Annotated in this window: 21 protein-coding genes; 16 read left to right on the top strand and 5 right to left on the bottom strand. The window is 63.6% G+C overall.

Annotation, left to right across the window (positions count from 1 at the left end; translation table 11 throughout):
* Positions 1-14 precede the first annotated feature (14 nt).
* The 10 genes from JAB8_RS27230 to JAB8_RS27275 all read left to right on the top strand — a co-directional run bounded on the left by JAB8_RS27230 (position 15) and on the right by JAB8_RS27275 (position 11,985).
* Positions 15-617: a TetR/AcrR family transcriptional regulator gene (locus JAB8_RS27230; protein ID WP_070292367.1), complete on the top strand. Its 603-nt coding sequence runs from the start codon at positions 15-17 to the stop codon at positions 615-617.
* Positions 618-694: 77 nt separating this feature from the next.
* The gene (locus JAB8_RS27235) at positions 695-2,485 is read left to right on the top strand and encodes an acyl-CoA dehydrogenase C-terminal domain-containing protein (RefSeq protein WP_034753387.1); all 1,791 of its coding nucleotides are present in this window, start codon (positions 695-697) and stop codon (positions 2,483-2,485) included.
* 14 nt (positions 2,486-2,499) lie between these two features.
* The gene (locus JAB8_RS27240) at positions 2,500-4,899 is read left to right on the top strand and encodes a 3-hydroxyacyl-CoA dehydrogenase/enoyl-CoA hydratase family protein (protein WP_070292368.1); all 2,400 of its coding nucleotides are present in this window, start codon (positions 2,500-2,502) and stop codon (positions 4,897-4,899) included.
* A gap of 11 nt (positions 4,900-4,910) precedes the next feature.
* Entirely contained in the window at positions 4,911-5,408 is a 498-nt protein-coding gene (locus tag JAB8_RS27245; RefSeq protein WP_227742090.1) for a YiiD C-terminal domain-containing protein, read from the top strand.
* 68 nt (positions 5,409-5,476) lie between these two features.
* On the top strand, positions 5,477-6,673 hold the full coding sequence (locus tag JAB8_RS27250; RefSeq protein WP_070221628.1) for an acetyl-CoA C-acyltransferase: 1,197 nt from the start codon (positions 5,477-5,479) through the stop codon (positions 6,671-6,673).
* A gap of 73 nt (positions 6,674-6,746) precedes the next feature.
* A complete protein-coding gene (locus tag JAB8_RS27255; RefSeq protein ID WP_070292369.1) occupies positions 6,747-7,526 on the top strand; it encodes an enoyl-CoA hydratase in 780 nt (259 codons plus the stop codon).
* Positions 7,527-7,961: 435 nt separating this feature from the next.
* Complete coding sequence (locus JAB8_RS27260; RefSeq protein ID WP_070292370.1) at positions 7,962-9,371, top strand: hypothetical protein; 1,410 nt, start codon at positions 7,962-7,964, stop codon at positions 9,369-9,371.
* 66 nt (positions 9,372-9,437) lie between these two features.
* Entirely contained in the window at positions 9,438-10,040 is a 603-nt protein-coding gene (locus JAB8_RS27265) for a TetR/AcrR family transcriptional regulator (protein ID WP_070221625.1), read from the top strand.
* An 81-nt stretch (positions 10,041-10,121) separates the two neighbouring features.
* On the top strand, positions 10,122-11,285 hold the full coding sequence (locus JAB8_RS27270) for an iron-containing alcohol dehydrogenase (protein ID WP_070292371.1): 1,164 nt from the start codon (positions 10,122-10,124) through the stop codon (positions 11,283-11,285).
* A gap of 22 nt (positions 11,286-11,307) precedes the next feature.
* Positions 11,308-11,985: a type 1 glutamine amidotransferase domain-containing protein gene (locus tag JAB8_RS27275; protein ID WP_070221623.1), complete on the top strand. Its 678-nt coding sequence runs from the start codon at positions 11,308-11,310 to the stop codon at positions 11,983-11,985.
* A gap of 30 nt (positions 11,986-12,015) precedes the next feature.
* Here JAB8_RS27275 and JAB8_RS30075 read toward each other — a convergent pair whose 3' ends face one another.
* A complete protein-coding gene (locus tag JAB8_RS30075; protein ID WP_175444787.1) occupies positions 12,016-12,612 on the bottom strand; it encodes a TetR/AcrR family transcriptional regulator in 597 nt (198 codons plus the stop codon).
* A 41-nt stretch (positions 12,613-12,653) separates the two neighbouring features.
* Here JAB8_RS30075 and JAB8_RS27285 point away from each other — a divergent pair, with 41 nt between their 5' ends.
* Positions 12,654-13,181 carry a dihydrofolate reductase family protein gene (locus tag JAB8_RS27285; protein ID WP_070221621.1) on the top strand — a complete coding sequence of 176 codons (528 nt, stop codon included), beginning with the start codon at positions 12,654-12,656 and terminating at the stop codon, positions 13,179-13,181.
* On the opposite strand, the gene JAB8_RS27290 is transcribed toward JAB8_RS27285, so the two are convergent.
* Positions 13,178-13,981: a metallophosphoesterase family protein gene (locus tag JAB8_RS27290; RefSeq protein ID WP_070221620.1), complete on the bottom strand. Its 804-nt coding sequence runs from the start codon at positions 13,979-13,981 to the stop codon at positions 13,178-13,180. The genes JAB8_RS27285 and JAB8_RS27290 overlap by 4 nt on opposite strands.
* Positions 13,982-14,119: 138 nt before the next feature.
* Here JAB8_RS27290 and bla point away from each other — a divergent pair, with 138 nt between their 5' ends.
* The 3 genes from bla to JAB8_RS27305 all read left to right on the top strand — a co-directional run bounded on the left by bla (position 14,120) and on the right by JAB8_RS27305 (position 16,747).
* Positions 14,120-15,064, top strand: a complete 945-nt coding sequence (bla, locus tag JAB8_RS27295) for a subclass B3 metallo-beta-lactamase (protein ID WP_070221619.1) — start codon at positions 14,120-14,122, stop codon at positions 15,062-15,064.
* 289 nt (positions 15,065-15,353) lie between these two features.
* Positions 15,354-16,562, top strand: coding sequence for an RtcB family protein (locus JAB8_RS27300; protein ID WP_070292372.1), 1,209 nt, complete (start codon positions 15,354-15,356; stop codon positions 16,560-16,562).
* Positions 16,563-16,573: 11 nt separating this feature from the next.
* Entirely contained in the window at positions 16,574-16,747 is a 174-nt protein-coding gene (locus tag JAB8_RS27305) for a hypothetical protein (RefSeq protein WP_254679602.1), read from the top strand.
* A gap of 9 nt (positions 16,748-16,756) precedes the next feature.
* Here the strand turns inward: JAB8_RS27305 and JAB8_RS27310 are convergent, their stop codons facing one another.
* Positions 16,757-17,560, bottom strand: a complete 804-nt coding sequence (locus JAB8_RS27310; RefSeq protein ID WP_070292374.1) for a metallophosphoesterase — start codon at positions 17,558-17,560, stop codon at positions 16,757-16,759.
* Positions 17,561-17,606: 46 nt separating this feature from the next.
* Positions 17,607-18,512: a LysR family transcriptional regulator gene (locus JAB8_RS27315; protein WP_070292375.1), complete on the bottom strand. Its 906-nt coding sequence runs from the start codon at positions 18,510-18,512 to the stop codon at positions 17,607-17,609.
* Positions 18,513-18,629: 117 nt separating this feature from the next.
* Here JAB8_RS27315 and JAB8_RS27320 point away from each other — a divergent pair, with 117 nt between their 5' ends.
* Together JAB8_RS27320 and JAB8_RS27325 are read left to right on the top strand one after the other, a co-directional pair.
* Positions 18,630-19,496 carry a pirin family protein gene (locus tag JAB8_RS27320; protein ID WP_070292376.1) on the top strand — a complete coding sequence of 289 codons (867 nt, stop codon included), beginning with the start codon at positions 18,630-18,632 and terminating at the stop codon, positions 19,494-19,496.
* Between the two features lie 65 nt (positions 19,497-19,561).
* Positions 19,562-20,263, top strand: a complete 702-nt coding sequence (locus tag JAB8_RS27325; RefSeq protein ID WP_217494254.1) for an isochorismatase family protein — start codon at positions 19,562-19,564, stop codon at positions 20,261-20,263.
* Positions 20,264-20,268: 5 nt separating this feature from the next.
* On the opposite strand, the gene JAB8_RS27330 is transcribed toward JAB8_RS27325, so the two are convergent.
* Positions 20,269-21,024, bottom strand: coding sequence for a transporter substrate-binding domain-containing protein (locus tag JAB8_RS27330; RefSeq protein ID WP_254679603.1), 756 nt, complete (start codon positions 21,022-21,024; stop codon positions 20,269-20,271).
* Positions 21,025-21,069 lie beyond the last annotated feature (45 nt).

Consider the following 21,069-nt stretch of genomic DNA (forward strand, 5'->3'; position numbering starts at 1 on the left):
CTTCAGTCAAATTCATGCGCAAGGGCGAGCTGACCCGTGCAGCCATCCTCGACGTGGCGCTGGACCTGTCCAGCCGCGACGGCCTGGAAGGCCTGACGATTGGGCTGCTTGCGGACAAAATGAACATGAGCAAGTCGGGCGTGTTTGCCCACTTCGGCTCGCGCGAGGACTTGCAGATGGAAGTGCTGAAGCTTTATCACTATCGTTTCGAGCAAGAAGTCTTTTTCCCCAGCATGAAAGAACCACGCGGCATCCAGCGCCTGCAATCGATGTTTGCGCGCTGGGTCAAGCGGGTCAGCGTGGAAATCGCTTCCGGCTGCATCTATATCAGTGGCGCCGTCGAGTATGACGACCGTCCCGGTCCCATCCGCGAGGCCCTGGTGGCCATGGTGCGGGCCTGGCAGGGCGCGCTGCTGCGCTGTGTCGAGCAATCGATCGCCACGGGCGACCTGAAAGCGGACACGGACGCCCAGCAGCTGGTGTACGAGATGTATGGCCTGATCCTGGCCCTGCATCACGACGCGCGCTTCCTGCGCGTGCCGGGCAGCATCGAACGGGCGCAAGCGGGCTTTATCCGCCTGCTGGCGTCGTACCAGAATTGCGCCACAAGTAAATAAGCCGTCAGGCAGTATCCGCAACAACGCACACGCACTACAAGTACAACACTTTAGCTAATCGCCTTCAGGAGAAAATTATGGGTCAATACGTCGCGCCAATCCGGGATATGCAATTCGTCCTGCATGAGTTCCTGCAAGTGGAAGAAGAACTGAAGCAAATGCCGTCGTACGCCGACGTCGACGCCGACATCATCAACCAGGTGCTGGAAGAGGGCGGCAAATTCACCTCCGAAGTATTGTTCCCGCTGAACCACTCCGGCGACCGTGAAGGCTGCCACCACGACCCCGTCACGAAAAGCGTGACCACGCCGAAAGGTTTCAAGGAAGCCTACAAGCAGTACGTCGAAGGCGGCTGGGCGGCATTGGCTTGCGATCCGGAATACGGCGGCCAGGGCTTGCCTGTCGTGCTGAACAATTCGTTCTATGAAATGCTGAACTCGTCGAACCAGGCCTGGTCCATGTACCCCGGCCTGTCGCACGGCGCCTACGAGTGCCTGAAGGAACACGGCACCGACCACCAGAAGGAAGTCTACCTGCCGAAGCTGGTGTCGGGCGAATGGACGGGCACCATGTGCCTGACCGAACCGCACTGCGGCACCGACCTGGGCCTGCTGCGCTCGAAAGCGCTGCCTGAGGCGGACGGTTCCTGGACCATCACCGGCAACAAGATCTTCATCTCGGCCGGCGAGCACGACATGGCGGAAAACATCCTGCACCTGGTGCTGGCCCGCGTGCCGGATGCGCCGGAAGGCTCGAAAGGCATCTCGCTGTTCCTGGTGCCGAAATTCCTGCCGAACGCGGACGGCACGGTCGGCGAGCGCAACCCGATCACCTGCGGCGCCATCGAAGAAAAAATGGGCATCCACGGCAATTCGACCTGCCAGATGAACCTGGACGGCGCCAAAGGCTGGATCATCGGCCAGCCGAACAAGGGCCTCAACGCCATGTTCGTCTTCATGAACGCGGCCCGCCTGGGCGTGGGCATGCAGTCGCTGGGCCTGACGGAGATCGCCTACCAGAACGCGCTGATCTACGCCAAGGACCGCACGCAAATGCGTTCGCTGTCCGGCATCAAGAACCCGGAACTGCCGGCCGACCGCATCATCGTGCACCCTGACGTGCGCCGCATGCTGCTGACGGGCAAAGCCTACGCGGAAGGCGCGCGCGCCTTCACCTCGTACGTGGCGCTGCAGATCGACCGCGAACTGCACCACCCGGACGCCGACGTGCGCAAGGAAGCGGCCGACGAAGTGGCGCTGCTGACCCCCGTCATCAAAGCCTTCATCACCGACAACGCCTGGATCGCCACCTCGGACGCGATGCAAGTGTTCGGCGGCCACGGCTACATTTCGGAATGGGGCATGGAGCAGTATGTGCGCGACGCGCGCATCAACATGATCTATGAAGGCACGAACACGATCCAATCGCTGGACCTGCTGGGCCGCAAGATCCTGGGCGACAACGGCGCCAAGCTGCGCAAGTTCGGCGAAAAAATCAAGGCTTTCGTCGAAGACAACGGCACCGATGAAGCGATGAGCGAATTCGTCACGCCACTGGGCGACCTGGGCGACAAAGTCACCAAGCTGACCATGGAAATCGGTATGAAGGCCTTCCAGAATCCGGACGAAGTGGGCGCGGCCTGCGTGCCTTACCTGCGCGTCGTCGGCCACATGATCTACAGCTACCTGTTCGCGCAGATGGCCAAGATCGCCCTCGAAAAAGAATCCAGCGGCGACAAGTTCTATACCGCCAAACTGGCTACCGCACGTTTCTACTTCGCCCGCTTGCAGCCTGAGACGGCAACCCTGATCCGTCAGGCGCGTTCCGGTTCGGCCAACCTGATGGCACTCGACGCAGACCTGTTCTAAGACTTGAGGAAAATATGACCAATTTCATCGTTAAAAAAGTAGCCGTCCTCGGCGCCGGCGTGATGGGTGCGCAGATCGCCGCCCATTGCATCAACGCGAAAGTGCCGGTCGTGCTGTTCGACCTGCCTGCAAAAGAAGGTCCAAAGAATGGCATCGTGCTGCGCGCCATCGAGAACCTGAAAAAACTGTCGCCTGCGCCGCTGGGCAACAAGGATGACGCCGCGCTGATCCAGGTGGCCAACTACGAAGACAACCTGGACTTGCTGGCCGGTTGCGACCTGATCATCGAAGCCATCGCCGAGCGCATGGACTGGAAACACGATCTGTACCAGAAGGTGGCCCCGCACATCGGCCCGAACGCGATCTTCGCCTCGAACACCTCGGGCCTGTCGATCACCAAGCTGGCCGAAGGCTTCGACGCCGACCTGAAATCGCGCTACTGCGGCGTGCACTTCTTCAACCCGCCGCGCTATATGCACCTGGTCGAGATCATCCCGACCGCGTTCACCAAACCCGAGATCGCCGACCAGCTGGAAGGCTTTTTGACCACCACCCTGGGCAAGGGCGTCGTGCGCGCCAAGGATACGCCGAACTTCATCGCCAACCGCGTGGGCGTGTTCGGCATCCTGGCCATCGTGCACGAAGCCGAGAAATTCGGCCTGTCCGTGGACGTCGTCGATGACCTGACCGGCTCCAAGCTGGGCCGCGCCAAGTCGGGCACTTTCCGCACGGCGGACGTGGTCGGCCTGGACACCATGGGCCATGTGATCAAGACCATGCAGGACTACCTGCCGAACGATCCGTTCGCCGCCGTCTACAAGACGCCGGCCGTGCTGGCGCAGCTGGTGGAAAAGGGCGCGCTGGGCCAGAAGAGCGGCGCGGGCTTCTACAAGAAGGTCGGCAAGGAAATCCAGCGCCTCGACTTCGCCACCGGTGAATACGTGGCCGGCGGCGCCAAGGCCGCCGACATCATCGCCCGCATCCTGAAGGAAAAGGATCCGGTCAAGAAGATGAAGGCGCTGCGCGAATCGACGAATCCGCAAGGCCAGTTCCTGTGGGCGATCTTCCGCGACGCCTTCCACTACATCGCCATCCATCTGGACACCGTGGCCGACAACGCGCGCGACATCGACTTCGCCATGCGCTGGGGCTTCGGCTGGAACGTGGGCCCGTTTGAAACGTGGCAGGCATCGAACTGGCTGCAAGTGGCCAACTGGGTCAAGGAAGACATCGACGCCGGCCACGCGCTGTGCAACGCGCCTTTGCCTGCCTGGGTATTCGAAGGCCCGGTCGCTGAAAAAGGCGGCGTGCACACGCCGGAAGGTTCGTACTCCGCCGTGTCGAACAGCTTCGTGCCACGCTCTAACCTGTCCGTCTACGACCGCCAGCAGTTCCGCGCGCCGGTCCTGGGCAGCGGCGCCATCGACGGCAAGACCGCCGGCACCACCGTCTTCGAAGACGAATCCGTGCGCGTCTGGCATACGGGCGACGACGTCCTGATCATCTCGTTCAAGACGAAGATGCACGTGATCGGCGAAGGCGTCATCAATGGCCTGAAACTGGCCCTGGCCGAAGCGGAAAAGAACTTCAAGGGCCTGGTGATCTGGCACGCGGACGCAGCCGAAGGCGGCGCCTTCTCGGCCGGCGCCGACCTGCAATCGGCCCTGCCGGCCTTCATGCAAGGCGGCGTGAAAGCCGTCGATCCGATCATCGCCGAACTGCAGAACACCTTCATGTCGCTGAAGTACGCGAACGTGCCGGTGATCGCCGCGGTCGCCGGCCTGGCACTGGGCGGCGGTTGCGAGCTGGCGCTGCACGCATCGAAGCGCGTGGCCTCGATCGAGTCGTATATCGGCCTGGTGGAAGTGGGCGTGGGCCTGATTCCTGCCGGCGGCGGCTTGAAGGAAGCGGCGCAGCGCGCCTACAAGGAAGCCAAGGGCAACGACATCCTGCAATTCCTGAAAACGGGCTTTACCAATGCGGCCACCGCCAACGTGTCGAAATCGGCGCTGGAAGCGAAGAAGATGGGCTACCTGAAGGAAGACGACGTGATCGTGTTTAACGCCTACGAGCTGCTGCACGTGGCCAAGGTCGAAGCGCGCGCCATGTTCGACGCGGGCTTCCGTCCGGCGCTTCCTTCGCTGATCCAGGTCACGGGCCGTTACGGCTGGGGCACCATCAAGGCGCAGCTGGTCAACATGCGCGACGGCGGCTTCATTTCGGCGCACGATTTCAAGCTGGGCGAGATGATCGCCGAGATCGTATCGGGCGGCGACGTGGACCAGGGCAGTTTCGTCAGCGAACAGTGGCTGCTGGATATGGAACGCAAGGCATTCCTGGAGCTGTTGAACCATCCGAAAACCCAGGAACGGATCATGGGCATGATGCAGACCGGTAAGCCGGTACGCAACTAAGCACAACGTCGATGACGATCCTGTCCCTCGTATTTAAAGTACTGCTGCGCGTGAGGCCAAGCATGGTGTATGACCGTATCAAACAACAGATGATGGACACCTTGCCCTTCGTGCGGCTGCTGGGGATCAGCATCGACGAGATCGGCGCCGGCACCTCGAAGGTGTCGCTGCCGGACGATCCCAAACTACATAATCACCTGGGCACGCAGCACGCGGGCGCCTTGTTTACCCTGGCCGAAACGGCTTCCGGCGCGGCCATGGCTGGCGGCTTCGCCGAGCTGATACTGGGCTTGCGCCCGGTGGCCAAGGAGTCGCGCATTCAGTACCAGAAGGTGGCCCGGGGCGCGACGCGCGCCGAAGGCCGCGTGCCGGGCGACCTGGCCGCACTGAAGGCGCAGCTGGCGCAGGACGGCAAGGTGGCGTTTCCCGTGGCAGTCGATATTTTCGATACCGAAGGCACGCTGGCGGCACAGGTGACGGTGGACTGGTATCTGTCGCAGAAGCGCTAAGCGGCAACCTGACTACCCCGGACATTCGACAGAACACGAACCTCGTTCAACATCTTTGAAAGAACAAAATGAGCAAACAACTTCAAGACGCCTACATCGTCTCTGCAACCCGTACCCCGATCGGCAAGGCGCCGCGCGGCATGTTCAGAAACACCCGCCCGGACGACCTGCTGGTGCGCGTGCTGCAATCGGCCCTGGCGCAAGCGCCTGGCCTGGACCCTGCATTGATCACCGACGCCATCATCGGCTGCTCGTTCCCGGAAGCGGAGCAGGGCTTCAATATCGCGCGTAATTCGGTGCTGCTGGCCGGCTTGCCGAAAACCGTCGGTGGCGTCACCGTCAACCGCTACTGCGCCTCGGGCATCACGGCCATCGCCATGGCGGCCGACCGCATCCGCGTGGGCGAAGCCGACGTGATGATCGCCGGCGGCATCGAATCGATGTCGATGGTGCCGATGATGGGCCACCATCCATCGATGAACCTGGACATGTTCAGCGACGAGAACATCGGCATGGCCTACGGCATGGGCCTGACGGCCGAGAAAGTGGCGCAGCAATGGAAAGTGTCGCGCGAACAGCAGGACGCGTTCTCCGTCGAATCGCACCGCCGCGCCATCGCCGCGCAGCAAGCCGGTTTCTTCAAGGCGGAAACGACGCCCGTGGAAATCATCACGCGCACGCCGAACCTGGCTACGGGCCAGGTGGACGTATCGCGCCGCACCGTCGACACTGACGAAGGCGCACGCGCCGATTCGTCGATGGAGTCGCTGGCAAAACTGAAACCAGTGTTCGCCGCCAAGGGCACCGTCACGGCCGCCAACAGCTCGCAGATGTCCGACGGCGCCGGCGCGCTGCTGATCGTCAGCGAGAAGATTTTGCGCGAACATAACCTGACCCCGCTGGCGAAATTCTCCTCGTTCGCCGTGCGCGGCGTGCCGCCGGAAATCATGGGCATCGGTCCGAAATTTGCCATTCCAGCAGCGTGCGCCGCCGCCGGCATCACGCAAGACCAGCTGGACTGGATCGAGCTGAACGAAGCGTTTGCCGCACAGGCATTGGCCGTCATCGGCGACCTGGGCCTGGATCCATCGAAGGTCAACCCGATGGGCGGCGCGATCGCCCTGGGCCACCCTCTGGGCGCCACCGGCGCCATCCGCGCCGCGACCGTGATCCATGCACTGCAGCGCACCAAGCAGAAGTACGGCATGGTGACTATGTGCGTAGGCGCCGGCATGGGCGCCGCCGGAATTTTTGAACGCGTCTAAGTTCGACGGGCTAAAGCAATAAAACAGGGCGCTGCGGGATTACCCCGGCGCCCTTTATCTTTTGGGAGACGACATGGATATTTTGTGCAGCAAGAGCGAGGGCATTCTGACCCTGGAATTCAACCGCCTGGAACGCAAGAATGCGATCACGGGTGCCATGTACCAGACCCTGGCCGACGCGCTGGTGGCGGCAGAGACGGACGACGCCGTACGCGCCATCCTGATCTGCGGCAAGCGCGAGATTTTCACGGCTGGCAACGACCTCGATGACTTCATGAAGACGGCGCGTCCGAAGGATGGCTCGCTCGACCATGACCGTCCCGTGTTCCAGTTCATGCGCGCCCTGTACGGCAGCAGCAAGCCCGTGGTGGCGGCCGTCTCCGGCCCGGCCATCGGCATCGGCACCACCTTGCTGATGCACTGCGACCTGGTCTACGCGGCCGACAACGCCAGCTTCTCGATGCCGTTCACGCAACTGGGCCTGTGCCCGGAATTTGGCTCCAGCCTGCTGCTCACGCAACTGGCCGGCTACCCGCGCGCGGCGGAAAAGCTGATGCTGGGCGAGTCCTTCCCCGCCAGCGAAGCGCTGGAAATGGGCCTCGTGTCGAAAGTCGTGCCCCTGTACGACTTGATGACCTTCGCGCAAGGCCAGGCGGCCAAGCTGGTGGCATTGCCGGCGGCCTCGATCCGCGCCACCAAGCGCCTGATGAAGCAAAGCCGCATGGAACCGATGAAGGCGGCCATCGCCGAGGAAAACAAACTGTTCAGCGCCATGCTGGGCGGCGGCGAGGCGAAGGAAGCATTTACGGCCTTCTTTGAAAAGAGGAAGCCGGATTTCAAGAAGTTCGCCTAAGGCAGGGTCTGACATCGCGTCGGACCTTCACCATCTGATGCGGAAATGACGATCGACAATGAGAATGCGGTGGCCGGTCAGCGCGAAAACGACCACGTTTACAGCCGCTGCCGCAACTCATTGAATATAAAAGAAGTTTCTCAGCTGCGCCCCTGCAACGGGGGCTGGTCTTGACGTCGCGGCGAGCCTGATTGAAAACAGGGCCCAATAACGATTGCTTGGTGCGGCTACGGCTGCCGACAAGCAAACCTGACATTTTTATCTTTTATGATACTTTCCTGATGAATTTCATGTTTTATGCTAATGCATGGATTGCGACAGTTTCCATTCTCAAATGATGTGAAAGTTCATCGTCATGTATTTTCACGGCCATGACGACCAGTTGACGCGTATTGTCCGGGTATTGCTGCTGCAGGTAAAACAGGAGGAGCATTCATGATTCGATTGGTGTTGCTGTTATTGGGCGTTGAATATCTACGCAAGCGCTGGCGCAGTATCCTGCTGATCGGATTGATATGGCTGCTCGCAGGCCTGGTCATCTTTATTGACGCGCTCGACAATGCGATGTACTTCCCGATCAATTTTTTTGCTTACCTGTTCCTGGTCGAAGGTCTGGCAACGCTGGCTGTGGCATGGACTGGCGTCGGCGGACAGCGCATCTTGCGCTACGTGAAAGGCTACGCCGTGGTGCTGGCGGCGATGCTGATCTTCGCCGGTCACCACCATGGCAATTTCCTGTTATCGATGATTTTTGGAACGCTTTTTCTCGCCGACGGACTGATACAGTGCGTCTCTGCCTACATGGTCCGCTATCGGCGCTGGCGCGTGGCGTTTTCCTGCGGCCTGGCCGAGATTGCGCTGGCAATCTTCTTTTATCAGCCATACCCGACGCATTATGTTGGAACACTACCGTATTGCCTGGGCTTGTTTCTGATGTTTGGCGGCGCCAATTTGATGGGGCTGGCAACCCGTGTTCGTCGCATGAGCGGTAATCCGGCCCTGTCGGAATCGGCGCATTCCGCAGTCCAGCCGGATGAACACCTTGCTTCTGCATATACCCAAGTGGAGTGGGACGGTCCTCCAGCGGAGCATGAACAGGCGCTGACGGTGCATGTCTGGACGCCTGCTGGTTCAGCCAGGTCGCCGACCCAACATTATCCGATTGTCGATCGCTATATCGCCGCAGTCGATGTCAACGGCGTGATCTCTACCGGGCATGCGGCATTGGAATCGCCTGAAGGTATTTATATCAGCCTGTATCCGCGCACAGAGATCGACCGTTCGCCGGACGATTTCGGGCGCCTGCTGCGCGCCACCCGGGAGAATGACGTGCCGGGCGTATTCCAGCCGGATTATGCGACAGAATCCAAGGCATGGTGCCCGTCCACCGTTCAGGTCCGTATCCGGAATTACGACCCGCGCCAGCTGCAGGCTTTCTGGCGACAGTATCGCTGCGACGAGACTTACAATCTCACGCATCGTAATTGTTCCAGTACTGTTGCCCGGGCATTGGAGGCGGCGATCGACGGCGCCGTTGGCCGCCTGTATGGGGATCGCGCAGGCTGGAGAGTGTTTTTCCGCATCCTGGCGACGCCGGAGTTGTGGGTAGCCGCCCAGATCCGCAAGCGTGCCGTGACGATGGCGTGGACGCCCGGGTTGACGCTCGATTATTCCAGGGCGCTCAGCATGCTGGCCGATCCGCGTCCATTCGCCTGGTGGAAATTGGCGAGGGCCGCCTTCAACAGGATGGCGCAATTGCGCCGCGAATGGCGTGCCCAGGACCATGGCGCCATCGATCTGCGCGAGAATGCTGGTGAAGACGCCATGCGTGACAAGCGCGCGTAGTTCGCCGTCGCTGAATTGAAATAGACGGATCTAGACGACTGGTCTAATTGTGCTACAATGCCCCGCATGAAAGCTGAATACACCGACGTGCGCCAGCACATTATCGACCAGGGCAAGGCCATCATCACGCGCAAGGGTTTTGCCGGCGTGGGGCTGAACGAGATTTTATCGGCCGCCGATGTGCCCAAGGGTTCGTTCTACCATTACTTCAAGTCCAAGGAATTGTTTGGTGTAGCGATGCTGGAAGACTACGTAACGCGCTACCTGGACGAAATGGAGCGCGTGCTGGGCCAGCCCGGCCGGAACGCGGCGCAGTCGCTGATGGCGTATTGGGCCAGCTGGACCAGCGACAGCCTCGATGGCAGCGGCTGCGACTGCCGTTGCCTGGTGGTCAAGCTCAGCAGCGAAGTGGCGGACATGTCGGAACCGATGCGCGTGGCGCTGCTTGGCGGCACCGACCGCATCATCGCCAGGCTGGCCCTGGCCATCGCGCGGGGCAGGGTGGACGATACGCTGCCATCGGTGGCCGACCCGGCGCAGATGGCCGCCACCTTGTACCAGCTGTGGCTGGGCGCGGCCATGTTGACCAAGCTGCGGCGCGACGCCAGCGCCTTGCAAACGGCCTGGCGGGCGACCCTGGCCATGCTGCAGCTGCCGCCGGATCAATAAGGGCGCCAGGTACGCGGATGACAGACGTCCGCGTTTTTTGAACCGCATTCTAGACGACCAGTCTAATAATAAAGGAGCAGCATGAAGAATTTTGAATTCCACAACCCGACCCGTATCGTCTTCGGTCTTGATACCGTCGCCAAATTGTCCACCCTGGTGCCGCACGATGCGCGCGTGCTGATCTTGTACGGCGGCGCCAGCGCGGAAAAGACGGGCACCCTGGCCGAAGTGCGCACTGCTCTTGCGCTGGGCCAGCGCACGGTGCAGGAGTTTAGCGGCATCGAACCCAATCCCAGCTATGAAACCCTGATGCGCGCCGTGGCACAGGTGCGCAGCGAGAAGCTGGACTTCCTGCTGGCCGTCGGCGGCGGCTCCGTGATCGACGGCACCAAGTTCGTCGCCGCGGCCGCCCTGTATGACGGCGAGCCGTGGGAAATCGCCGAGCGCGGCGGTGCCAACGTGCAGCGCGCCCTGCCGTTCGGCACGGTGCTGACCTTGCCGGCCACCGGGTCGGAAATGAACAGCGGCGGCGTGGTGACGAAAAAAGCCACGCATGCCAAGCTGAGTTTTCGCAACCCGCTGCTGTACCCGCAGTTTTCCGTGCTCGACCCCGGCAAAACGTTTACCTTGCCGGCCACGCAGGTAGCCAATGGCCTGGTCGACGCCTTCGTCCACACCACGGAACAGTATCTGACCTATCCGGTGCAGGCGAAGGTGCAGGACCGCTTTGCCGAAGGCTTGCTGCAGACCCTGGTTGAGATCGCGCCGCAGGCGGTCGCCTCACCCGACGATTACGCCACGCGCGCCAACCTGATGTGGACGGCCACCCTGGCCCTGAATGGCCTGATCGGCGCCGGCGTGCCGCAGGACTGGGCCACCCACATGATCGGCCACGAACTGACGGCCCTGTACGACATCGACCATGCGCGCACCCTGGCCCTGGTGCTGCCCGCACTGCTGGACGTGCAGCGCGAGCAGAAACGCGGCAAATTGCTGCAATATGGCGAACGTGTCTGGAACATCACGGAGGGCAGCGACGACGAGCGCATCGCCGCCGCCATCGCCCGCACCCGCGCCTTCTTTGAAGGGCTGGGCATTCCGACCCGTTTGTCGGCCTATCAGCTGGGCCAGGAAGCGGTGGAAGCGGTTTTGACGCAACTGGAAGCACATGGCATGACCTCCCTCGGCGAACACCGCGATATCGACCTCGCGCGTAGCCGCCGTATCCTCGAAGCAGCACTGTAACCCTGACATAAAAGGAAACAACATGAACATCCTGATGGTACTGACCTCGCACGATCAACTGGGCGACACGGGCAAGAAAACCGGCTTCTGGCTGGAAGAATTCGCCGCGCCCTACTATGCCTTGCAGGAAGCGGGCGCGCAGCTGACGGTGGTTTCGCCCAACGGCGGCCAGCCGCCGCTGGACCCGAAAAGCGACGAGCCCGATTCGCAAACGGACGCCACGCGCCGCTTCAAGCAGGACGCCGCTGCGCAAGCCGTGCTGGCCAACACGGGCAAGCTGGCCGAGGTGAAGGCGGCCGACTTTGACGCCGTGTTCTACCCGGGCGGCCATGGCCCGCTGTGGGACCTGGCTGAAGACCCGCACTCGATCGCGCTGATCGAGCAGATGATCGCCGCCGGCAAGCCCGTCGCCGCCGTCTGCCACGCGCCTGGCGTGCTGCGCCACGTGAAGGCGGCCGACGGCTCGCCGCTGGTGCGCGGCAAGCAGGTGACGGGCTTTACGAATACCGAGGAAGACGCCGTCGGCTTGACGGCCATCGTGCCTTTCCTCGTCGAGGACATGCTCAAGCAAAACGGCGGCGTTTACTCGAAGCTGGGCGACTGGCAGCCGTACGCCGTCACCGATGGCTTGCTGGTCACGGGCCAGAACCCGGCCTCGTCGGAAGTGGCCGCCCAGGCGCTGCTCAAGCTGCTGGCTTGATGCCCCGCTAGTACGGCCGGCCGCCGGGCGTCATCCACCGCTGCGTCCGGCGGCCATGCCCGCCAGGATCAGGCCGACGGACGCATGCCAGGCCGTCTCGCTGGCGGGCCTGCCCGCCAGTGCATAGCCATGCAGGAAATCGACGAGCGCGTCGCGCCCGCGCAGCCGGGTTTTTTTATCCAGATCGAGGGCCTCCACGGCCAGCTCGAACAGCGCCGTAAAGCGCTCAGCCACATCGGCTTGCGTCACGAGTCCGCGTGCCATCAGGCGCACGAAATACGGTGTGGCGCTGACCAGTTCCAGGTACAGCGCGCACAGCGCGAGCAGGCGGCGCTGCGGCCCCTGGCGTTGCGTAAACGGCGGCTGGCGCGGATCGAGCGCGGCAAAACGCTGCGCCATCAGGGCCAGTAATAACTCCTCTTTTCCCGCATAGTAGTGATACAGGGCCATGGCATCGACGCCCAGCCGCTGCGCCAGCGCGCGCATGGAAAACGCTTCGCCTTGCTCTTCCAGCAGGGTCAAGGCCGCTTGCAGGATGGCGGTGCTGTCCAGCGCGGGCGCCACGCGGCGCGGACGTCCGGCACGGCGCACGGGAGATTCCAGGTCTTGAAGTTTTGGGGTTTTCATGGGCATAATTCTACACCGTAGAATTAATTGAAGGAACATCCATGAAAAAGCCTGTTGTCAGCGTATTTCTCGGCATCAGCATCGACGGCTGCATCGCCGGAGAAAACGGCGACCTGTCCTGGCTGGCCGAGCTGGCGCCCGACTCGCCCGACGCCACCGGCTACACTGCCTTGATGGAGCAGGTCGATACCTTGCTGATCGGCCGCACCACGTATGACGCCGTGCTGGGATTCGAGCCGTGGCCGTATGCGGGCAAGCGCGTGGTGGTATTGAGCCACCGCGACTTCGCGCCGCGCCATGGCGAGCAGCGCCGCGAGGGCAGCGTGCGTGAAGTACTGGAGGGGCTGGCCGAAGACGGCTGCCGCCACGTGTATCTCGATGGCGGCGCCGTCATCCGCGCCGGCTTGCGCGAGGGCGTCGTCGACAGCCTGACCTTGTCCGTGCTGCCCGTGGTGCTGGGCAAGGGCGTGCGCCTGTTCGAGGATTGCTTGCCGCGCAGCGACTGGCGCCTGGACCACACGCGCCAGCTGCCCAGCGGCGTGGTGCAGCTGCGCTATCTGAAAAATTAAACCGTGCCGGCGAGATCGACGATAAAGCCGGAATCGTAGCGATCGTTTTCCGGCGTGCCGTCGGGCCGCTTGTAGCCGCAGGGATTGCAGACGACGCGGCAGCCTTGCACGCGGTAGTCGAGCGAGGCGTGCATGTGGCCATGCACCCACAGGTCGGCCTGGGTTACCAGCTCGTCCAGTTGCGAGGCGAAAGCGGGCGAGCCCAGGTTTGTCGCGTATTGCTCTTCCACCGACAGCATCGACGGTGCCATGTGCGTGATGACGACCGTCTTGCCCTCGAATGGTTGCGCCAGCTGCTGCTCGAGCCACGAGCGGTGCTGCGCGTGCAGCTGCGCCGTGTCGCTGGCGCACAGCAGGCGCGGCGTGTCGCCGCCCGTGCTGATGCGCTTGTAGTCGGGCATGTAGCTTTGCGCCGCGCTCAAGGCTTCATCCCGGCGCTCGGCGCCGAACAGCAGAAAATCCGTCCACAGCGTGACGCCGAGGAAGCGCACGCCATCGAGCGTCACGGCGTCGCCGTCGAGCAGGCGGATGTTGGCGCCCTGCGCATTGGCGCTGGTGCAGGCGTCGCGCACGGCGTCCTGCATGCGTTCGAGCTGGTGGCCATACCCCTCGTGATTGCCATGCACGTACAGCACGGGCAGGGCGCCGAAGGTGCGCGCGGCCCAGGCGATGGCGTTGCTGCCCGTGTCGATGTCGCCGGCCAGGATCACCACGTCGGGGCGGCTGGCGGCAAGGTCGATGGCGGGCGTGTCTTCACCCCAGACTTCCAGGTGCAGGTCGGACAGAATCAGCAAACGCATGGCAATAGGGCGGCAGGGCGCACGAAAGTGTATGGACCTCTATCGTAGCGCAAGTCCGGACGATGGCTTGCTTGACCGCGCGAGGGTAGCGACGTTACTCTTTGGCATCGATTACCGCACACTCATTACTGGAGCCGCATGCCGCCTTTCTTCCTTCCCAAGTCCCTGCTCAGCATCGCGCTGGCCGCCCTGGCGCTGCCATTTGCCGCGCATGCCGCCACGCCCGCCGTCGATCCCTTGACGCAGCCGATCGCCTCGCCGTATGCGGCGCAGTGGAACCGCCCGCAGCAGCCGGCACGCATCCACGGCGACACGTATTACGTGGGCGTGGGCGGCTTGAGCGTGGTGCTGATCGATACGCGCGACGGCTTGATCCTGATCGATGGCGCGTTGCCGCAGTCGGTGGCCGCCATCAAGGAACATATCCTCGAGCTGGGCTTTCGCCTGGAAGACATCAAGTTCATCCTGAATACGGAAGCGCATTTCGACCATTCGGGCGGCATCGCCGCCCTGGCCCGCGACAGCGGCGCGCAGGTGGTCGCCAGCCCGCTCGGTGCACAGGCGCTGCGCGCGGGCTCGGTGCTCGCCATGGATCCGCAGGCGGGCGAAATCGACCCCATGCCGGCCGTGGAAAACGTGCGCGAAATCGCCGATGGCGAAACCCTGCAACTGGGCGAGGTGACCGTCACGGCGCGCTACACGCCTGGCCATACGCCGGGCAGCACCAGCTGGACCTGGGTCTCGTGCGAGGATGCCGAGCGTCAGGAATGCCTGAACGTGGTGTTCGGCGCCAGCCTCACGCCGGTGGCGGCCGACGATTTTCACTACCTGGGCGATGACCGCCATGGGGACCTGACGCCGGCCTTCCGCCGCGTCATGCAGGACTTTGCCAAACTGCCGTGCGACATTTTGATCTCGGCCCACCCGGACCACTCGGGCGGCGACCTGAAACTGACGCAATTGCTCGAAGGCGTCACGCCGAATCCTTTCATCGATGCGCAGGCGTGCCGCAATTACGCGGCCAAAAATGAAGTCAAGCTCGATGCCCGCATCGCGAAGGAAAAAGCGGCCGCGACAAAATAACAACGTTGGCGTCTTCGCCATGAAAAGCGGTTGACGCACTGCAGCATAAGGTGCAGAATCATCGTCCGCAGTTCAGCGCAGTTCAGATTAACCAGACAAAAGAAAGGAAACCCATGTTCGAGCAGGCTGGCAGCAAGTTGTACTACCACTAGCCCCGTGCATGACGCTCGGGGCCATCGGCACATTGCCGATCCCGAGCCGGTGTCCTGCAAAACCCCGGTGAGGAAACTCGCCGGGGTTTTTTTCTTTTCGACGACCCCGGCATAACGACAATACCAAGGAAGACGTTATGCCCATCCATCAGACACTGCGCGGCGCCCATGTGCCCGTGCATATCTTTACCGACGATATCGACGCGCAGGCGCTGCGCCAGCTGCACAATATTGCCAGCCTGCCCATCGTCCATCCGCATGTGGCGGCCATGCCCGACGTGCATGCCGGCATCGGCGCCACCGTCGGCAGCGTGATTCCCACGCGCGCTGCCATCATCCCGGCCGCCGTTGGCGTCGACATCGGCTGCGGCATGAACGCCGTGCGCACGACCCTGACGGCCAGCGACCTGCCCGATAACCTGGCGCGCCTGCGCAGCGCCATCGAAGCGGAAGTGCCCGTCGGCTTCGAACAACATGCATGGAGCCGCGTGCAAGGCTCGCGCCAGGCGCGCGCCGTGCGGCCGCTCGGCGACCGCCTGGCGCACATCGTCGAGCGTCACCGGGGCATCGCCAAGATGCTGCGCCAGTTCGAGCGCACGTGGATTTGCCAGGCCGGCACCCTGGGGGGCGGCAATCACTTCATTGAAATCTGCCTCGACGAGGAGCAGCGGGTGTGGATCATGCTGCATTCGGGTTCGCGCGGCATCGGCAACGTGATCGGCCGTTACTTTATCTCCGCCGCGCAGAAGGACATGCGGCGCCACCAGCTGCAGCTGCCGGACGTGGACCTGGCGTACCTGAGCGAGGGCTCCGCGGTATTTGACGACTATGTGGAAGCGGTGGATTGGGCGCAGGATTACGCGCTGCTCAACCGCAGCGAAATGATGCGCCGCGTGCTCGACGTGCTGGCGAAGTTTGCTCCGCCGTTCCGGCTCGACGGGGAAGCCATCAACTGCCACCACAACTACATCGCGCGCGAAACGCATGGCAATGAGGATTTATATGTGACGCGCAAGGGCGCCATTTCGGCGCGGCAGGGCGAGCTGGGCATCATCCCCGGCAGCATGGGCGCACGCAGCTTCATCGTGCGCGGCAAGGGCAAGCCGGAATCGTTCTGTTCCTGCTCGCACGGGGCGGGGCGCAGCATGAGCCGCAGCGAGGCGAAGCGCCGCTTCAACCGCTTCGACCTGGCCGAGCAGACGGCCGGCATCGAGTGCCGCAAGGATGGCGGCGTGATCGACGAAATCCCCGCCGCCTATAAAAATATCGACACCGTCATGGCGCATCAGAGCGACCTGGTGGAAGTGGTGCATACCTTGCGCCAGGTCGTCTGCATCAAGGGTTGAAAGGAGTGGCCATGAAGATCAAAGTGAAGGCCACGCCCAAGCCGCGCAACCCGCTGGTGGCGGCCGCCAGGCTGCGCGGCGGCGCCGGTGTGCATCAGTCGGAAGCGTCGCCGCGCGCGGCGCGCCGGGCCGGCAAGCACCGGCTGCAGCAACTGCTGGCGGGACGCCTGAAGCCCGAGGAGTAGCGCGCTGGATTAACGCAACGGCAGTTCGACGATGAAGTTCGGGTTGAACTGGGGATTTTGCGGCGTGCCGCTGCGCGTCTTGTAGCCGCAGGGGTTGGCTACGACGCGGCACGGGCCGATGCGGTAATCGCGCGAGACGTGAATATGGCCATGCACCCACAGGTCCGCCTGCGCGGCCAGATCGTCCAGGCGCGAGGCATAGGCAGGCGAGCAGCCCTCGCTGCCGTAGGCGTCGTCGACCGAGCGCAGCGACGGCGCCATGTGGCTGATGACCACCGTGCGGCCGTCGAAGGGCTGCGCCAGTTCGCGCGCCAGCCAGGCTTTTTGCTGCGCGTGGAACATCGCCGTGTCGGCCGCGCGCAGCTTGCGAAAGCCCATGCTGGCCAGGCGGATGCGCTTGTAGTCGTTCATGACGGCTTCCGCGTCGCGCATGGCCGCTTGCCGCGTGTCGTCGCCCAGCAGGCGGAAATCCGTCCACAGCGTGGCGCCCAGGAAGCGCACCTTGCTGCCTGCCTGGTCGGTGAAGACGTGGGTATCGGCGTCGAGAAAATGCACGTTCGGCGTGGCGGCGCAGGCCGCGCGCAGCTCCTGGCGCACCTTGTCGAGGTGGTGGCCATAGCCTTCGTGGTTGCCATGCACGTACAGCACGGGCAGGCCCGCAAACGCGGTGGTGGCCCAGGCGACGGCGCGCGCGCCCGTGTCGATGTCGCCGGCCAGGATCACGGCGTCGGGACGGCTGAGCGCGAGGTTGCCCTGCGGCGCTTCGTCGCGCCATAGCTCATGGTGCAGGTCCGACAGAATCAATAAACGCATGCGGTATCCAGGCGATTCGGGAGTACGCCATCGTACCTGAAAACCGTCACTCCTCCTCCAGCGCGGCGAAGCTGTGCGCCAGGTAGTCGATCAGCGCGCGCACGGCCGGCAGCAGGCCGCGCCGCGACGGGAAGACGGCGTGGATGATTTCGCGCTGCGGCCGCCATTGCCCCATCAGCGGCAGCAGGCTGCCATTGGCCACCTGTTCGGTGATCATCATGGTCGGCAGCTGCACCACGCCCACGCCGGCCACGGCCGCGTCGCGCAGGGTCAGCATGTCGCCCGTGACGAAGCGCGGCACGTGGCGCAACTGGGCGCGCGCGCCATCGGGGCCGTATAAATCCCACTGGTAGTGCTGCTGCGGCATGCCCAGGGCCAGGCTGGGCCAGTCCGCCAAGTCGGCCGGGGCTGTCGGCAGCGGCGCGTCGCCGAACAGCAGCGGGCTGCCCACCATGCACTGGCTGCGCTCGGCCAGCACGCGCAGCACCAGGTCGCTGTCGGGCAGCGGCGGCGGGCGCACGCGGATGGCCACGTCGATGCCCTCGGCCACCAGGTCGACGCGGCGGTTGCTCGCTTCGAGCAGCAGGGTCACTTGCGGATGGTCGCGCATGAAACCGGCCAGCATGGGAGCGACCAGGGAATGCAGCAGGGCGATGGGGCAGGACAGGCGCACCGTGCCGCGCGGCGCGGCCCGCGTCAGTTCGATCGCTTCCTGCGCCGCCTCCGCTTCCACGAGCATCGCCTTGCAATGCTCGTAAAACGTCAGTCCCACGTCGGTGACGGAAAAATGCCGCGTCGTGCGCTGCAGCAGGCGCGCGCCCAGGCGCTCTTCGAGCAGTGCGATGCGTCGGCTCAATTTGGACTTCGGTATGCCCAGCGCGCGCCCGGCCGGGGCGAAGCCGCCATGGTCGACCACCTGCACAAAGTAATACAAATCGTTCAAATCCTGCATGCCGCCTCCTTGATCGTTCTATTTTTGGAACGCTGATGGCGAATTTTACCCTCTACCGGCTTCATCGTTGCAAGCGTATTCTGTTTCCATCGTAATGCAAACCAACAGGAGATCGAGATGAACACAGTCACAGGTATCTACAGCGCACCGCGCCAGCACTGGGTCGGCGACGGTTTTCCCGTGCGCTCGATGTTTTCGTATAACGGCCATGGCAAGCAGCTGAGCCCCTTCCTGCTGCTCGACTACGCCGGCCCCGCCGAATTCGCGCCCGGCACGCGTCCGCCTGGCGTCGGCTCGCACCCGCACCGCGGTTTCGAGACGGTGACCATCGTCTACAAGGGCGAAGTGGCGCACCGCGATTCGACGGGCCAGGGCGGCGTGATCGGCCCCGGCGACGTGCAATGGATGACGGCCGGCGCCGGCATCCTGCATGAAGAGTTTCACTCGCCTGCCTTCACGCGGTCGGGCGGTACGCTGGAAATGGTGCAGCTGTGGGTGAACCTGCCGGCCAAGAACAAGATGACGGCGCCCGGCTACCAGGCCATCACCAGCGACACGATTCCCGCGGTGGCGCTGCCCGACGGCGCCGGTTCGGTGCGCGTGATCGCCGGCGACTTCGACGGCCGGCATGGCCCTGCCCGCACGTTCTCGCCGATGCGGGTGTGGGATGTGCGCCTGGCCCAGGGCAAGCTGACGGAGCTGCCGGTGCACGCCGGCTGGAGCACGGCGCTGATCGTTTTGCATGGCACGGTGCTGGTCAATGGCGAGAGCGTGGTGCGCGAAGCGCAGATGGCGCTGTTCGGGCGCGACGGCGACAGCATCACCGTCGAGGCGAACAACGACGCCGTGGTGCTGCTGCTGAGCGGCGAGCCGATCGACGAGCCCATCGTCGGCCATGGCCCCTTCGTCATGAACACCGAAGCGGAAATCGCGCAGGCGTTCGAGGATTTCAACAGCGGCCGCTTCGCCCGCATCGCGACGTAGTTTGTGTCATTAATTTGTGCAGTACCCATGCCGCATCCCGCGGCATGGTTTTTCAGGAGACCACCATGAGCACCCCCGCCAACTTCCAAGGTTTGCCACCGATGATCGATCCCGACGACGCCGTCATGCTGCTGATCGACCACCAGAGCGGCTTGTTCCAGCTGGTGCGCGACATCGAGCAGCACGTGCTGCGCGGCCACGTCACGGCGCTGGCCAAGCTGTCGCGCCTGGCCAATATGCCGACCTTTACCACCGCTTCCGTGCCCGACGGCCCGAACGGCCCCTTGATCCCGGAGATCCACCATTTCAACCCGGACGCCGTCTACATCCCGCGCACGGGGCAGATCAACGCCTGGGACAATCCTGCCTGGGTCGAGGCCATCGAAAAGACGGGCCGCAAGACCCTGCTGATCGCCGGCACGCTCACCAGCGTATGCATGGCCTTCCCCACCATCAGCGCGCTGGCGGCCGGCTACAAGGTGTTTGCCATCATCGATGCCTCGGGCAACTGGTCGAAGATGGCCACCGACATCACCATGGCGCGCGTCACGCAAGCGGGCGCCGTGCCGATCGACACGTATGCTGTGCTGGCTGAAGTGATGAGCACCTGGAACCGCGCCGATGCGATGGATTTCGCCGCCATCATGACGGACCACATCGTGCCGCCGTACCGCGCCCTGATCGAAAGCTACGACAAGGCGCAGGGCGTGCAAAAGAATGGCCGCGAGACCAAGCTGGAAATCCTCGAGGCGGCCAGCAAGGGCTGATCGCCTTACGGCGCGTCGTAGCGGGCGCGTATCGCCGCCAGCATGCCGCGCTGCTCCAGGCGCGTGATGGCGGCGTTCAGGCGCGCCAGATCGGCCGTGCTGGTGCTGCGCGCATTGAGCATCAGGTGCACGGGCGCGCGCAGGGCGAGGAAGGGCAGGGCGGTCAAGGCGACGCCCTGCAGGCGCGCTTCGTGGCGCACGGCCAGCACGTCGCCCAGCAACAGGTCGGCGCGGCCCGCGTCGAGCATGAGGATGCCTTGCCGGAAGCTGCCGAAGGTATTCAGGCGGCCGTCTTTTTCCAGCGCCGGACGGGCCGCGGCGTACTGCGCGCCATACCAGCCCACCTTGGGCGCGAGCAGGGTGGCCTTGCCGCGCGCCAGCTGGCCGAAGCTGCCGACATGGCGCTGCGCGGCGGGCGTGCCGGCCTTGCCGAAGACGCCGACGGCTTCATCGCGGTACGAGATGGAGAAGCGGGCGTAGGACTGGCGTTCCGGCGTTTCGGACGCGGCCAGCATCAGGTCCAGTCCGCCTGTCTGGAACAGCAGCTGGCGCCGCGCCGTGGGCAGTTCCGGCAAGGTGACCAAGGTGCAGTGCGCTTCCTTGAAGATGGCCTGCAGCAATTCCAGGTCCAGACCCGTATAGCTGCCTTGGGCGTCGCGATACAGGTACGGCGGCCATTGCTCGAGCGCCATTGTCATGCGGCAGGCCTGGGCGGGCAGGGCCGATACGCCGAGCACTGCCGCAAACAGGAGATGGCGCATGCGCATACGGGTGCTTCCATAGAGTTTCAACTTGATATTCAATTT

This window comes from Janthinobacterium sp. HH106, assembly GCF_001758725.1.
Lineage (GTDB): Bacteria > Pseudomonadota > Gammaproteobacteria > Burkholderiales > Burkholderiaceae_D > Janthinobacterium.